Here is a 14,917-nt window from a genome sequence, read left to right as displayed (position 1 = left end):
AAGAACTGATGAAGCGTAAGGGAACCGGCCCCGACGGCCTGGTCATTGTCGACAAGCCGGAGGGCCTCACCTCGCACGGGGTGGTCGCCAGGATGCGCCGGCTGGCCGGGACCAGGAAGGTCGGGCACGCGGGCACACTGGACCCGATGGCCACCGGCGTCCTGGTGATCGGAGTGGAGCGGTCCACCCGGCTGCTCGGGCATCTGATGCTCACCGCCAAGACCTACGAGGCGACCATCCGGCTCGGGCAGAACACCATCACCGACGACCGGGAGGGCGAGGTCACCTCCTCCGCCGACGCTTCGGGGATCGGGCGGGAGCGGATCGAGGCCGGGATCGCCAAGCTGACCGGCGAGATCATGCAGGTGCCGTCCAAGGTCAGCGCCATCAAGATCGACGGCAAGCGCTCCTACCACCGGGTGCGGGAGGGCGAGGACTTCGAGATCCCCGCCCGGGCGACGACGGTGCACTCCTTCACGGTGCACGACCAGCGGGCCGCGGTCGCGGAGGACGGCACGCCCGTGATCGACCTCGACGTCACCGTCGAGTGCTCCTCCGGCACCTACATCCGGGCCCTGGCCCGCGACCTCGGCGCTGACCTCGGGGTGGGCGGCCACCTCACCGCGCTGCGCCGCACCAAGGTCGGCCCGTACGGGCTCGAGTCCGCGCACACCCTGGAGCAGCTGGAGGAGAAGCTCGAGGTGCTGCCGATCGCCGATGCGGCGGCCGCGACCTTCCCGCGCTGGGACGTCGACGGCGAGCAGGCCAGGCTGCTCTCCAACGGCATGAAGCTGAAGGCCCCGGGGCTGGGTGTGGAAGGGCCGATCGCCGTCTTCGACCCGGAGGGCCGCTTCCTCGCGCTGGTGGAGGAACGGGGCGGCAGCGCCCGCCCGGTGGCCGTCTTCGTCGGCTGACGACCGGCCGGAGCGGAACCCCGGGGGCGGTGGGCGACCGCGCGGCCGTGCTGCCGTGGTCATGCCCTGGGCGTGCCGGGGTCTGTCCTCCCCTGTGCCGCCTGAGGCAGCCGTCGCGTCCGTTGCGTCCCCGCGCTGACGGGAAACCCAGGACCGGGGGAGCTCACCCGGACGGGCGGGCGCGCGAGGTGAAAGCTCGGCGTGCAGGGTGTGGCTGCGGTGCTCCGCCCGCCCCCGGGGGCAGGCTCCCGGCGGTGCGTACGGCGGCTGCGGCGGGCCTCCCCGCAGAGCGGGACCCGTTCGCGGCCCTGCGGGGAGGGCGGGCTGATGGCCGCTGGTCGGTGGTCTGTTACGGCTGACGGATGGTCCTGGGCGGCAGCCGACCCGGGACAGGCGCTGCTGCGGATCTGCGGTCCGGACGGCCGGATGCGGGGTCTGGGCTTCGCTGCGGACCTGGACGGCACCGTGGTCACCGCGCACGAGACGGTGGCCGGGTTGGACCGGCTGGTCCTGCACACCGGGGGCGGGCAGGCGCGGGTGCTCGGCGCAGACCGCATCGAACCGCTCGCACGGCACGGCCTCGCGTTGGTGCGGACGGAGGCGGTCGGCGGCCTGCCGGTGCCGCCGCTGCCGATCGGCGGCCCGGGCAGGGGCGGGGAGCCGGTCGCTGTGCCGTACTCCGGCACCGGCGGCACGGCGGCGTCGGCGCAGGGGGGAGTGCTCGGGACGGGCACCGCGATGTACCCCTGGCAGGACGAGTTCCATCTGATCGCCGGTGCGCTGTGGCTGGACCTGACGGCGGCGGTGCCGGCCGGTGCGCCGGTGGTGGACGCCGGGACCGGGGCCGTGCTCGGGGTCGTCGTCCCGTCGCTGCCGGCCGGGCAGACGGGCGGGGTGGTGGCCGTACCGCTGGTGACCGGCGGGGACGCCGCTGCGGCCGGTGCGCTGACCGAGCTGGTGGCGCGGAACGCGGTCAGCGTCCCCGCGCACGGGCGGGCGCTCAATCCGGCCGGGGTCCTGCAACTGGCCTCCGCCCAGCTGGGGTCGGCCGTCGCGGGGCCCGGACGGATCGCCGACCTGGCCGCGGACCGGGTGGACCGGCCGGACGGTCTCACCGGCGAGGAGCCGCAGGGCCCGTTCACCGTGCTGGTCGGCGCCCCCGGCAGCGGGCGTACCACCGAGCTGGCCGCGCTGGCGGTCCGCCGGGCCGGCGGGCGCCACCCGCTGCCCACGCTATGGCTGCGCGGTGCCGAACTGCGCGCCGGGGACGGGTCGTTGGCGGATCCGGTGGGCCGGGCCCTGGCACGTTCGGCCGGGCTGCTCGGAGTCGACGCCCCCGAGCCCGGGCAGGCCGCGCGGCTCTGCGTCGAGGCCGGGAGACCCCTGCTCGTCGTGCTGGACGCGCCGGAGGAGGCGCCCGCGGCAGCCGGTGCGGCCTGGCTGCGGGCGACCTCGCAGTGGCTGCGCGCGGCGTCCGCGAGCCTGCTGACCGCCTGCCGCCCGGAAAAGTGGGCCGAGTGGGAGCGTACGGACGGTACGGGGGTCGAAGCGGCCCTGGTGCACGGGATCGGCCCGCTGCCGCAGGAGGCCGCCGAGCGGGCCGCGCGCCGGTACGGGCTGGCGCTCCGGCTGCCGGGGCCGCCCAAGGCCGCGGACGGCGGTCAAGCCGGGGTTCAAGTCGCGGGAAACGAACGCCTGTTGGCGGCAGCAGAGGCGATGCACCCGCTGGCCCTGCGGATCGCCGGAGAGCTGCGGGCGGCGGGCGTGCGCTGGCACGGCGCACCGCCCCGGCGCGGCGAACTCTTCGAGGGCTACCTCGACTTGCTCTGCCTGCGGATCGCCGACCGGCTGGCCGACGGCGCTCAGGCGCGGCGGCCCGGCTCGCACCGCAGGGGCGGGCCGCGGTCGCCAGCCGCCGAACCCGGCCGGGTTCGGCGGCTGGCCGCCGTGGTCGCCGGGCGGGTGCACGAGGCGGCCCGGCAGATGCTCGGCTCGGGCCACGGCGGGCTGTCGGCGGACGCGTTCGAGCTGCTGTTCCCGACCACCGGGGGCTGGGCCTCGGCGGTGCTCGGCGAGCGGCTCTTCGTTGCGGTCGGGGACGGATACCGGCCCGCGTACGAGGAGTTCGGCGAGTGGCTGCAGGGGCAGCACCTGGACCTGGACGGCGCGCTGCGGCTGCTGCTGGCGGAGGGCGGCAGCGATGGGCCCGAGCAGCCGCCGGCCGACGGAGAACCGGAACGCGGCCGGGCCTCCGTCGCCCGCGCGGCGGGAGCGCCGGGAGGAACAGCGCACCGGGTGCCGAGACACCGTGCCGGGCCCGTGGTGGTCGCGCTGGCCCGGATCGGCACCACCTGGGGGGCCGAGGCGCTGGACCGCTGGCTGTACCGGCTGTGGCGGGCGCTGGAGCTCGCACCGGCCGGCAGCGAGCCCGCTTGGTGGGCCGGGCACCTGCTCTCCGCCGCCCTGCGGTCCGGCACCGACCTCGCGGTTCACCGGCCGCTGCTGGCGCAGCTCGCCGAACGCGGTGAGCGGACCGGTGCGTTCGGGCCGGCCTTCTGGGCCGCCTTGCCGCTGGCTCCCGCGGACCGACTGGACCTGCTCCGCGTTCTGGTCCGGGCCGATGACGCCACCCCGGCCTTCCGGGCCGCGACGGCCGAGCTGCTGGCCGCCGAACCGCACACGGCGATCGGGCTGCTGTGCCGCTGGTTCGAGGACGACCGCCGTCTCACGTCGCGCTCCGGGAGCACCGTCGCCGACCTCGCCCACGACCTGCTGTACGCCCACCGGAAGCTCGCGCTGGACGATCTCACCGAGTGCCTGGTGGAGACCGCCCACCCCCGCGCCGACGCCCTGCTCTCACTGCTCGCCGCGGACGAACCCTCCGCGCTCTGCCGTGCCGTCGACCGCTGGAGCCACGACCCCCGTCCCGAGCGGCACGTGGCCGCCGCGGTGCACGCGCTGCGCACCGCGCCGTACGCGACCGGATCCGGACTGGAACTGCTGCGCTTCACCGCGACCGCGCTGCTCGCCCGGGAGGACGAACCCGCGCTGCACGGTGCGGCGTTGGCGCTGCTGGTGCGCGACGGGCAGAGCCGGGGGCGGTATCTGGCGGCGGCGATCGCGCGGTACCTGGCGGACGACCCGTTCGTCACGGCCCGGGCGCTGGCCCCCGCGCTGGCCCAGTGGCCGGAGCAGGTACTGGCGGCGTTCCGGCAGCGCCTGGCGGCGCCCGGCGCGGCGATGGCCGAAGCGCTGCGGGTGCTCGCCGAGGTGCCCGATCCGGCGGTGGCCCGCCGAGGTCTCGGTCTGGCCGCCGAGCTGCTGCGCGAGCACCCCGAGCGGGTCGGGCAGATCGCCGACTACCTGGACCGGCTGCTCGCAGGGCCCCCGGAACCCCCGAGCGGGGAGACGCCCCGGACCCCGGGGCCGGCCGTGACCCGCCGGCCCAGTGCCGAGCCGCTGGAGGTGCTGCGGGCGCTGGGGCTCACCGCACGGCCGGCACCGGTGCGGCGGGTCCTGGCGGTACGACTGGCGGCGCCGGGCCTGCCCGCACGCGGGCCGGTGCTGGACGAGCTGCTGGCGGGCGAGGGCGACGAGGGCGTCCTGACGGCGGTGCTGGAGTCGCTGGCCGAGCGTTGCGCGGAGCACGAGCCCGAGCGGGTGCGGGAGTTGGTCCGCACGATCGCGGCGCGGACGACCCGGGCCGATGCCGGGCTGGTCCGCTGCGCCGGCCGCTCGGCGTCCTTCGCGCGGCTGCTGGCCGAGTGGCCGGCCGCCGGGAGGCCGCCGGCCGGCGGGCCGCTGCTGGCCCGGATGCGGGGTCTGGTGGCGGCCGGGAGGGACCCGCAGTACGCCGCCACGGAGGCCGAACGCGGTGTCCCGCGCCCACCGTCGCGCGCAGGAGGCCTTCCGGTGCCGAAGCCGACTCGGGCGCATGGCACGCTATAGGGGTTCAGGTTGGAACATGGGAGCGTACAGAGCGTGCGCCAGGAACGAGGAGCGGTCAGGGTGCAGCGCTGGCGTGGCCTGGAGGAGGTCCCCGGGGACTGGGGGCGCAGCGTCGTCACCATCGGATCCTTCGACGGTGTGCACCGGGGTCATCAACTGATCATCGGCCGCGCGGTCGAGCGTGCCGGTGAGCTGGGCGTACGGACCGTCGTGGTGACCTTCGACCCGCACCCGAGCGAGGTGGTCCGGCCGGGCAGCCACCCGCCGCTGCTGGCGCCGCAGCCGCGCCGGGCGGAGCTGATGGCCGAGCTGGGGGTGGACGCGGTGCTGGTGCTGCCGTTCACGCCGGAGTTCTCCAAGGAGTCGCCGGAGGCCTTCGTCCAGCAGGTGCTGGTGGACGCGCTGCGGGCGCGGCTGGTCATCGAGGGACCGAACTTCAGGTTCGGGCACAAGGCGGCCGGGAGCGTCGAGCTGCTCGCGGAGCTCGGCCGCAAGGCCGACTTCGAGGTCGAGGTGGTGGACCTCAAGGTGCGTGGAGCGGCCGGGGACGGCGAGCCCTTCTCGTCGACCCTGGTCCGCAGACTGATCTCGGAGGGGGACATGACGGGGGCGGCAGAGGTGCTGGGACGGCCGCACCGGGTCGAGGGCGTGGTGGTGCGCGGCGCGCAGCGCGGACGGGAGCTCGGCTTCCCGACGGCGAACGTGGAGACGGTGCCGCACAGCGCGATTCCGGCCGACGGGGTGTACGCGGGCTGGCTGACCGCCGGTGGCGAGCGGATGCCCGCCGCCATCTCGGTGGGGACCAACCCAACCTTCGACGGCACCCTGCGCACGGTGGAGGCGTACGCGATCGACCGGATCGGTCTCGACCTGTACGGCCTGCACGTGGCGGTGGACTTCCTGGCGTATCTGCGCGGGATGGAGAAGTTCGACTCGATCGAGGCGCTGCTGGAACGGATGGCCGACGACGTCAAGCGGGCGCGTGAACTGACCGACGGCTCCTGAGAGTCGGCCGCGAACAGCGGCGTGAAGCAGCGGACCCCGCCGACCGTGCTGGTCGGCGGGGTCCGCTGCGTTGCGCGTCGCTCACTGCTGCGGGGGCGGCGGGTAGCCGTAACCCTGCGGGGGCTGCTGGCCCTCGGGCGGCGGCGGGTAGCCGTAGCCGGGGCGCTCGCCGGCCTGCTGGGTCCACTCCGGCGGTAGTGGCGTGCCGCCCTGCGGCGGCGGGGCGGGGTACCCGGGCGGCGGGGTCTGGCCCGGCTGCGGCGCCCAGGGGGCGCCGGGCGCGGGCTGGCCGGGGTAGCCGCCGGGCGGGGGCGGCGGCTGGTAGCCGCCCTGCTGCGGGTACGGCTGCTGCGGGTAGCCGCCGGCCTGCCCCTGCTGCGGGTACTGCTGCTGCGGGGCCCAGCCGCCCTGGGCCTGAGCCGCCTGCTGGGCGCGGGCGATGTCCTCGCCGACCAGGGTGGCCAGCTCGAAGTACGCGTCCCGGACCTTGGGCCGCATCATCGCCAGGTTGACCTCGGCACCGGCCGCCAGGCTCTCGTCGAAGGGCACCACGACGACGCCGCGGCAGCGGGTCTGGAAGTGCGCGACGATGTCCTCGACCTTGATCATCTTGCTGGTCTCGCGGACCCCGGAGACCACCGTGATCGACCGCTGCACCAGGTCGGCGTAGCCGTGCGCGGAGAGCCAGTCCAGGGTGGTGGAGGCACTGCTGGCACCGTCCACGCTGGGGGTGGAGACGATGATCAGCTGGTCGGCCAGGTCCAGCACCCCGCGCATCGCGCTGTAGAGCAGACCGGTGCCGGAGTCGGTCAGGATGATCGGGTAGTGCTGGCCGAGCACCTGGATGACCTGGCGGTAGTCCGAGTCGTTGAAGGTGGTCGAGACGGCCGGGTCGACGTCGTTCGCCAGGATCTCCAGACCGGAGTTGAGGTCCTGCGAGGTGAACTGGCGGACGTCCATGTAGCTGCGCAGGTGCGGGATCGCGGTCACCAGGTCGCGGATGGTCGCACCGGTCTGACGCTTGATCCGGCGGCCGAGCGTACCGGCGTCCGGGTTGGCGTCGATCGCGATCACCTTGTCCTGGCGCTCGCTGGCCAGGGTGGCCCCGAGCGAGGTGGTGGTCGTGGTCTTGCCGACACCGCCCTTGAGGCTGATCACCGCGATCCGGTAGCAGCTCATCACCGGCGTACGGATGATCTCCAGCCGGCGCGCCTTGTCGGCCTGGGCCGCTTTGCCGCCGAACTGGAAGCGGGGCTGCTGCCGCTGCGCCTTGGGCTGGCCGCGCAGCAGGCGGTCGGAGGACAGTTCCACCGCGGCCGTGTAACCGAGCGCGGCGCCGTGGGCCATCGGCTGCTGGCCGCCCTGCTGGTACGCCGCGGTCGCCTGCGGTACGGCCTGCTGAGGGTAGCTCTGTTGTTGCTGCTGCGGGTAGCTGCCGGCCTGCGGCCAGCCGCCTTGCCGCGGGTCCACCGGAGGGGCGGGCGTGGCGGGGGCGGTGGCCGGTGTCGGTGCCGGAGGCTGCTGCGGCCACGGCGCCTGCGGGTTCTGGGGAGCCTGTGGCGGCTGGGGTGCCTGCTGGGGATTCTGCGGAGGCTGGGGCGTCTGGGGCGCCTGCGGCGGAAGGGCCGCCTCCTGCGGGTACGGAGGTTGTGCCGGCACCGGCGCGGGACCGGCCTGCGGCGCACCGTCGGCAGGCGGCCAGGCCTGCGGCGGAACCGGCTGCTCGGGGGCGGCCGGAGCCGGAGCCGGGGCCGGGGCCGGAGCCGGAGCAGGCACCGGAGCGGGGGCCGCCGCGGTCTCGACGGGTGCGGACACGGGCTGCGCCGCCGACTCCACCGGCGCGGGCGGCGGAGTGGGGGCGGTGACCGGAGCCGGAGCCGGGGCAGGCGGCACCGGCTCCGCGGCGGGCGCCTCGGAGTGCGGTGCGAACTGGGGCTGCTCACCGCCGGCGTACGGGTTGTTCGGAACGGCGGACGGGCCCGGCGCCGGCGGTACGGGCGGCGCCGGAGCCGGAGCCGCTTCAGCGACCGGCACGGGCGGCGGAGCCGGGGTAGGCGCCGGGGCGGGCGCGGGCGCCGGCACCGGGGTGGGTGCGGGCGCGGTCGTCGGCGCGGGCGCGCCCGCCTGGGGCTCCGCGCTCTGGGTGTACCAGGACGGCGGCGAGTAGTCAGGAACGTCCGACCAGTCGTCGTCGTCTTCTGCCGCGTTGTCGCCGACGTAGACGCCGTCCCGATCGCTGCTCACTTGGGCTCCCTCGTTTTCGCCGCCGCTGATTCGCGGTGCCGTCGGGCATCAAGACTAGGACGTGACTCGCGGTCACCTGAAGGCGGTGCCGGAACTCACGCCAGGGTTCACGTGCCTTCACCAGGGCTTCGAGGGGCGTTGACAACCGCCTTTGGAGTGAATCTCACCGGCTGTTCACCTCCTCCCCCTGGAGGCACTTCGGTTGACTGGCGGGCCGTGGGGGCGCGGGGAGCCGCGTGTGGCGGAAGGCTTCCGCGTCGGGCGGCCCCGTGCGGCCGGCCCGGTCGCACCCCGACGGCCCCCGTGGGCACTGCGACCTGCCGACCGCGCTCGGTGCGGCCCGGATTCCTCCGCCTCGCGCGGTTCCCCGCGCCCCCACGGCGCTCCGCTCAGTCCATTCGTCGCGGGCCGCCCAGCAGCTGGCCCTCCGACTCGACCGGGTTGGTCATCACGAACTGCTGCCGCATCCTGGTCGCCCAGAGCGTGATGTTGTCGGGCAGCGTCGGCAGCGACGCCACGTCCTGCTCGCCGAGCGAGAGGACCCGCGCGACGACCTCGGCCTCCTGCGGCGAGAGCCGCTGGATGCCGACCAGGTCGGCGGCGTTGAGCACCCGGGCTGCGTTCGGTCCCAGGTAGGGCAGCAGGGTGAGCGTGGTCTGCCACGGGGTGGCGGACAGCCGGCTGCGCGGCGGCCGGGCACCGAGGTCGCGGACCACCAGCACCGGCGAGGTGACCGAGGCACCCTGGGCACCGAGGCGCCCGACGTGATGCACCGTCACGCAGGGCTGGCCGCCGCCGGCAGCCTGAGCCAGCGGCCCCCAGGCCTGCGGGCGTCCGGTCTCCACGGCGACCCGGGCACCGGTGGCGGCGGCCCGCAGCGCGATGATCTGCGCCGTCCACATGCCGCCGACCAGCACCACCTCGTACGGGGTCGGCCGGAACAGTCCCAGCACGGCGGGCTGCTGCTGCGCGTCGACGCCGATGACCACACCGTCGTCGCCGACCGGGAAGGAGAGCGCGGAGAGGTCCTCGGGGGCGAGGACGTGCTGCTCGCGGCGCGGGCCGCGCAGGCCGAAGCCCGGCCGGATCCGCAGCGCGCTGCGGGCGCGGTCGGCCTCCGAATCGGCCGGCTGGGCGGGGTAGGTCTGATAGGCCATCAGGAAGTCCCTCCCAGGGGCAGCGTGGCGAGCAGACCGGGCGCCTGCTCCTGGTCGAGCCGGGTCAGGCCGACACCGGCACTCTGTGCGCGGGTCTCGACGAGCCGCCCGATCTGGGCGACTTCGCTCTCGCTGCGCCCGGTCACCCGGACGTGCCCGCTGATGCCGACCGAACCGCCGGTGCCCCGCCTCGCGGTGAGGCTGAAGGTGCTCGCCAGCGCGGGGGTGCCGGTGACCAGGTTGACCAGGTCGGGGGCGGCGATCCGGCCGGGGGCGCCACCGGGGCGGCTGAGCTGCGGCCACTTGGAGATCCAGTACGTGCTGTGCCAGCGGTCGTCGATCCGCCAGAACTTGCGGCTCTCCTGGGTCCGGCGGCTGCTTCCGCCACCGCCGCCGGTGCCCTGACGACCCGCCACGGCGATCGGGTTGGCGCAGATCGAGATGGCCAGTGCGGCGATCAGCTCGCGCTCGTCCAGCACGGTGGCGGTGAAACCGGCGCCGTTGAGCCGTCCGGCCAGCTGGTCGGTCACCCGCTGGAGCGCCTTGCGGGCGCCCTCCTCGCCGCCGCCGCGGGCCAGTACGGCGGTGGCCGCCGCCTCGGGGTCGAGCTTCAGGGCGACCCAGGTGAGCCGCAGCCCCGGGGTGCTGAGGCCGTCCTGCAGCTGGTGGTAGGCGCGGGCGGCGAGCGACTGCTCGGGCAGGTGCGGGGCGGGCGCGGGCTGGGTGTGCTGGACCAGCTGGACCGACTCCAGGGCGATGTCGTCCACCTGGAGCGCCGAGCAGATCACGTCCAGCGGCAGCGGCAGGGTGGTGCGGGCGGGCCGCAGCGGCTGGTCCTTGGACTGCACCAGCAGGATGGAGGTCAGGAAGGTGCCGTCGCCGACCATGCCGGTCTCGCGCCGCAGCGGGCGGCCGCCGCCGAGGTCGGCCTCGGTGGCGTGGGTGTAGGTGCGCAGCGCCGGCTCGACCTCGAGCGCGGGCGCCAGCGCCGGGTCGGTGCCCGGCGGCGGCACGTTGCGCTGGGCCTGCTTGCGGCGGGCGCTGTACCCCATCCGCACCTGCAGGCCCTCGGGCAGGGTGCGGCCGCCCAGCGGCAGCAGTGCGACGACCACCAGCAGCACGGCGGGCACCGCGAACACCCCGGCCATCGCCTTGCTGATGGTCCAGCCGACCGCGACCAGCGCGGCGGCGACCTCGATGAGAACGAGCTGCTGCAGGCGCAGACGGGTTCCGAGCAGGCCGGGACGCGGGTGGACCTTCACCGCGATCGGGGCGGTGTCGCCCCCGGACCGCACCGGTGTCGAGCGGCGCGTCCCCCTGCCCCCGTTCCGTTGGCCGCCGTTGCTCCTGCCGTGCGATGTGCTGCGTCGCTCTGGAGCGGTCTGGCTTGGCATCCCCCGCGTGAACCTCTCTGATCAGATATCACGGCCCGGTTGGCTGGTCGGCAGACCGGACCCGTACCGTACTCACCGTCTGCTGCCGCATCGTAGAGGCTTTGCATCGTAGAGGGTTCGCTGCACCTCGTGCCCGCCGGGTGGCAGACTCGCGCATGGACCAATCGTGCTGACGTACGCACAGGTGCCGGGCCGGGGCTGTCGGGCCAGTCCGGCTATCGGTCGAACAGGGGAGACGACAAGATGGCATCACGCCGCGACGAACTCAACGCCTACACCTTCGCGCGCAAGCGCATGGTGGGCGCCTTCCTGCAGCCGGGGGGTGGCGGCAGCGACGAGGACGCCCCGCGTCCGGTGCGCGCCGTGCTGCCGAGCATCGTGGTGGCGGCCGTCGTGGTGGCCGGCTTCGGAATGTGGGGCGTCATCAAGCCCACCGCGCCCAAGGGTTGGGACGACGGCAAGAGCATCATCCAGGGCAAGGACTCCACCACCCGCTACGTGGTGCTGGTCGACCCCAAGACCAACGAGAAGTACCTGCACCAGGTGCTGAACATGGCCTCGGCCAGGCTGGTGCTGCCGGCCGGGGCCAAGGTCGTTCCGGTGGTGGACTCGGCGCTGGACGCGTACAAGAACCACGGTGCGACCATCGGCATCCCGTACGCCCCGGACCGGCTGCCCAAGCCGGACGACGCGGCGCAGGCGAAGCTCTGGTCGGTGTGCGACCGGCCGGGGGTGGGCGGGCAGCAGGCGACCATCAACCAGTCGGTGTTCGTCGCGGCCGACAGCGAGAAGAAGATGCTGCAGCGGTCGGACCTGGTGCTGGGCAGCGGTCAGTGGCTGTTCGTGCAGGGCCCGCAGGACGGTGCGCAGGACGTCAACAACAAGGACCTGCCGGCCAGCGAGTACTTGATCGACCAGGCGGGCATGAAGCACGCGCTCGGTGACAACAGCACCGATCCGATCGACCGCCACGGGATGGAGGCGGCGCTGTTCGGCAGTGACGCCCAGAAAGAGCAGGTCTCCAAGGAGTGGCTGGCCACCCTGGGGGACGGGGCGCCCATCAAGTTCCCCACCATGCCCTCCGGCAACAACATCGGTGGGCGTTCCACTGTGAACATCACGCAGCAGGGCGAGCGGACGGTCGGACGACTGCTGTCGTTCCAGGACAAGACCTACTACGTGGTGGGCGCACAGAAGCTCTACCAGATCTCCGCCTTCCAGGCCGAACTGATGCGCAACAGCCGGGCGTTGAAGGACGCCTACCCCTCGGGCACGACGCCGAGGTTCGCCGAGCTCTCGCCGAACGACTACGCGAGCCTCAAGGACAGCGTCGACCCCACCATGATGGACGGCGACCCCAAGGACATGCCGAAGGAGAAGCCCGCCGAGCACGCGGTCAACGACGGCAAGGGAGCCCGTACGGTGCTCTGCAGCACCTTCGAGGGCTGGGACGGCGACAAGAACATCAAGCGCTCGGTCTGGGCCTACACCGACTACCCGGCCCAGGTCAGCAGCGGCTCCGCCAGTGCGCACGTCTCGCCCGGCCACGGCCTGCTGTTCCGCGCGGTGGACGGCAAGGGCAGCGGTGACAGCTCGGGCAGCAACTTCCTGATCACCGAGACCGGTCTGCGCTACTCGGTGCCGAGCAACAACGACGGCCCCAACGCCAAGGGGGCGCCGCCGGCGACGAGCGCGCCCGCCGACCCGCAGGGCGCCGCCGCGCAGCAGGGCAACGAGGCGCAGGCCCGGCTGGGCTACGACAAGGTGCAGCCCACCCTGGTCCCGCGTGCCTGGTCCGACCTGGTCCCGGCCGGGCCGGTGCTCAACACCAATGCCGCGCTCCAGGCGCAGAACGCCTGATGCACAGGTGTGACACTGCGTCAGTTGATAACTGTTGCAGTGTCATCATCTGGTAACTGCCGTACTCCCGGTGTTGGGTGACTTGCGGATGGCGACTACAGTGCTTCAGGACATCACACCGTGATGTTTGACGGATGGTCCGTTGTCAGGGCCGTCGGTCAGGATGTCTGTTCTCATGGGGGACGGTGGACCATGTCTGGTCAGTTCACGACGACCGCTGAAGAAATGACTGCTTTCGCCAACCGGATCGGTGAGGTGAGCAGCCAGATTCAGGGGGAGATCGGCCGACTCAACACGCTCGTCGACGAGATCAAGAGCGGCTGGCAGGGTCAGGCTGCTCAGGCCTACCAGCAGCTGCAGACGCGTTTCAACGACGACGCGAGGGATCTGAACAAGGTGCTTGAGGACATCAGGCACGCGATCGAGGCCACGACCAAGGCGTACTCGCAGACCGAGCAGGAGCAGCAGTCGTCGATGAGGGGCTCGTTCTGAGCCACGGCGCCGAAGCGCCCGTAACTCATCGGCTGCCGTGAAAGCCGCCGCGATTCCATCCAGAAGGAGACACCGTGTCCGAGTCGCACATTCTCGTTAATTTCTCCACCATCCAGAACGCCAGCCAGGAGGTCCGCCAGACCGCCGCGCGTATCCAGTCGCAGCTGGACGAGCTGAAGGCCGGCGTCACCCGGATCGCCAGCAGCTGGCAGGGCTCGGCGCAGGAGGGCTACCAGGCCCGCCAGCGCGAGTGGGACACCAAGGCCGCTGACCTGCAGCAGGCCCTGGGCCAGATCGCCACCTCGCTGGACAACGCCGCGCAGAGCTACCAGTCGACCGAGCAGCGCAACGCCGGCATCTGGGGCGCCTGAGCCCGCAGCCCCGTCACCGGGGCGCGAAGAGTGGTGCAGATAGGGCGGGCGTCCGGACGGGCGCCCGCCCTGGGCCTGTTCCAGGCCCTGGCGCGCGGGCGCCCGCGCGCACGACATCGGGTGGATCAGAGGGGAAGACAGGTGTCGTTGGGTACCTACCGCAGGGCTGCCGCGGGACTGGTCGCACTGGGGGTGATCGGAACCCTGGCGAGCGTGCCCGCGTACGCGGCGCAGCCGTCGCCGGATCCGAGCGACTCGGCGGCCCTGCGCTGGTCGCCGCTGGGGATAGCGGCGTCCGCCGAGTGCGGCAACCCGGCCGCGGACGTCCAGGGCGTGCCGTGGGCGCTCCAGCGGGTGCTGCTCGACCAGCTCTGGGACGGGGGCACGAAGCGGGGTCTCAAGCCCGACAAGACCCCTGTCAAGGTCGCGGTGATCGACACCGGGGTGGACAACAGGAACCCGCAGCTGGACGGCCAGGTGGACGCCGGCACGTCGCTCCTGAAGGACAAGGACGGCAAGCAGGTCGACGGCAAGAGCACCGATGACACGGTCGGCCACGGCACCAAGGTGGCGGGGATCATCGCGGCCAAGCCGTACTCGGCGACGGGTTTCGTCGGACTGGCTCCGGACGCCAAGATCTACGCGATCCGGCAGAACGACAGCCAGGGCAGCGGTGACGTCGCGACTCTGATTGACGCGATCAAGGAAGCGATCAGGGTCAAAGCCGACGTCATCAACATCTCGCAGGACGTCCGGGCGACCGACGACAGCGGCAACTTCCCACAGAAGGCCGAGCTTCAGCAGGTCATCAAGGATGCCGACGACGACCGCATCGTCGTGGTCGCCTCCTCCGGGAACGACGGACGGGAGGGCCCCACCTACCCGGCGGCCTTCGACACCGTCCTGGCGGTCGGTGCCTCGGACCGCAACAACGAGCGTGCCTCGTTCTCGCAGTACGGGGACTTCGTGAAGGTCGCGGCGCCGGGCGTGGAGATGCTCTCCACCGTTCCCGGGCACGGCCAGTGCGTGGACAACGGCACCAGCTTCTCCGCCCCCTACGTGGCAGGGGTGGCCGCGCTGCTGAAGGCGAAGTACCCGGACTGGACGGCCAAGCAGATCCGGGCCCGGATCGAGCAGACCGCGCAGCGCACCGAGCCCGGTGCCAACCGGTTCATCGGATGGGGCGTGGTCGACCCGGTGAAGGCCGTCAGCAGTGACGCCCCGCCCGAGGACGCCCCGGTTCCGGACAAGCCGGTGCAGCTGGACACCACGAAGATCGTCGCGCAGCCGCTCGGCCTCGGGGAGACCCAGGCCCAGAAGGACAGCCGGACCGGCACCTATGCGGTGGGCGCGGGCGCGCTGCTGGTCGCGGGTCTGGCGGGCGGCTCGATCGTGGTCCGGGACCGCAAGCGCCGCAACGAGGGCTGACAGCCAACAGGACGGCCGCGGGGGGGGGGGGGGCGGGGGGGGGGGGGGGGGGGGGGAGGGGGGTGGGGGGGGGGGGGGTGGGGGGTTGGGGGGGGTGACCAGTA

10 protein-coding genes are annotated in these 14,917 nt (G+C 73.5%); 7 read left to right on the top strand and 3 right to left on the bottom strand.

The annotated features are described in order from the left end of the window. Positions 1–8: 8 nt before the first annotated feature. The 3 genes from truB (at position 9) to ACZ5ON_RS30670 (ending at position 5,867) form a co-directional block, all read left to right on the top strand. A complete protein-coding gene (truB, locus tag ACZ5ON_RS30680; RefSeq protein ID WP_465599535.1) occupies positions 9–914 on the top strand; it encodes a tRNA pseudouridine(55) synthase TruB in 906 nt (301 codons plus the stop codon). A gap of 327 nt (positions 915–1,241) precedes the next feature. Continuing rightward, positions 1,242–4,862, top strand: coding sequence for a serine protease (locus tag ACZ5ON_RS30675; protein WP_465599533.1), 3,621 nt, complete (start codon positions 1,242–1,244; stop codon positions 4,860–4,862). A gap of 60 nt (positions 4,863–4,922) precedes the next feature. Beyond that, positions 4,923–5,867 carry a bifunctional riboflavin kinase/FAD synthetase gene (locus ACZ5ON_RS30670; protein ID WP_465599531.1) on the top strand — a complete coding sequence of 315 codons (945 nt, stop codon included), beginning with the start codon at positions 4,923–4,925 and terminating at the stop codon, positions 5,865–5,867. Between the two features lie 81 nt (positions 5,868–5,948). Here the strand turns inward: ACZ5ON_RS30670 and ACZ5ON_RS30665 are convergent, their stop codons facing one another. From ACZ5ON_RS30665 to eccE, 3 genes are all read right to left on the bottom strand, one after another. Next, positions 5,949–8,111, bottom strand: a complete 2,163-nt coding sequence (locus ACZ5ON_RS30665; RefSeq protein WP_465599529.1) for a nucleotide-binding protein — start codon at positions 8,109–8,111, stop codon at positions 5,949–5,951. A gap of 389 nt (positions 8,112–8,500) precedes the next feature. Beyond that, positions 8,501–9,268, bottom strand: a complete 768-nt coding sequence (locus ACZ5ON_RS30660; protein WP_465599527.1) for a hypothetical protein — start codon at positions 9,266–9,268, stop codon at positions 8,501–8,503. Beyond that, positions 9,268–10,563: a type VII secretion protein EccE gene (eccE, locus tag ACZ5ON_RS30655; protein WP_465599525.1), complete on the bottom strand. Its 1,296-nt coding sequence runs from the start codon at positions 10,561–10,563 to the stop codon at positions 9,268–9,270. The genes ACZ5ON_RS30660 and eccE overlap by 1 nt, the downstream gene beginning before the upstream one ends. Before the next feature lie 342 nt (positions 10,564–10,905). Between eccE and eccB the strand changes: the two genes are divergently transcribed. The 4 genes from eccB (at position 10,906) to mycP (ending at position 14,813) form a co-directional block, all read left to right on the top strand. Then, entirely contained in the window at positions 10,906–12,522 is a 1,617-nt protein-coding gene (gene eccB, locus ACZ5ON_RS30650; protein WP_465599523.1) for a type VII secretion protein EccB, read from the top strand. 192 nt (positions 12,523–12,714) lie between these two features. Beyond that, complete coding sequence (locus ACZ5ON_RS30645; RefSeq protein WP_465599521.1) at positions 12,715–13,014, top strand: WXG100 family type VII secretion target; 300 nt, start codon at positions 12,715–12,717, stop codon at positions 13,012–13,014. A 74-nt stretch (positions 13,015–13,088) separates the two neighbouring features. Next, positions 13,089–13,385 carry a WXG100 family type VII secretion target gene (locus ACZ5ON_RS30640; RefSeq protein WP_465599519.1) on the top strand — a complete coding sequence of 99 codons (297 nt, stop codon included), beginning with the start codon at positions 13,089–13,091 and terminating at the stop codon, positions 13,383–13,385. Positions 13,386–13,526: 141 nt separating this feature from the next. Continuing rightward, positions 13,527–14,813: a type VII secretion-associated serine protease mycosin gene (gene mycP, locus ACZ5ON_RS30635; protein WP_465599517.1), complete on the top strand. Its 1,287-nt coding sequence runs from the start codon at positions 13,527–13,529 to the stop codon at positions 14,811–14,813. Positions 14,814–14,917 lie beyond the last annotated feature (104 nt).

The sequence above is a fragment of the Kitasatospora sp. NPDC032150 genome, assembly GCF_055579945.1.
This window is presented reverse-complemented; position numbering and strand designations above follow the sequence as displayed.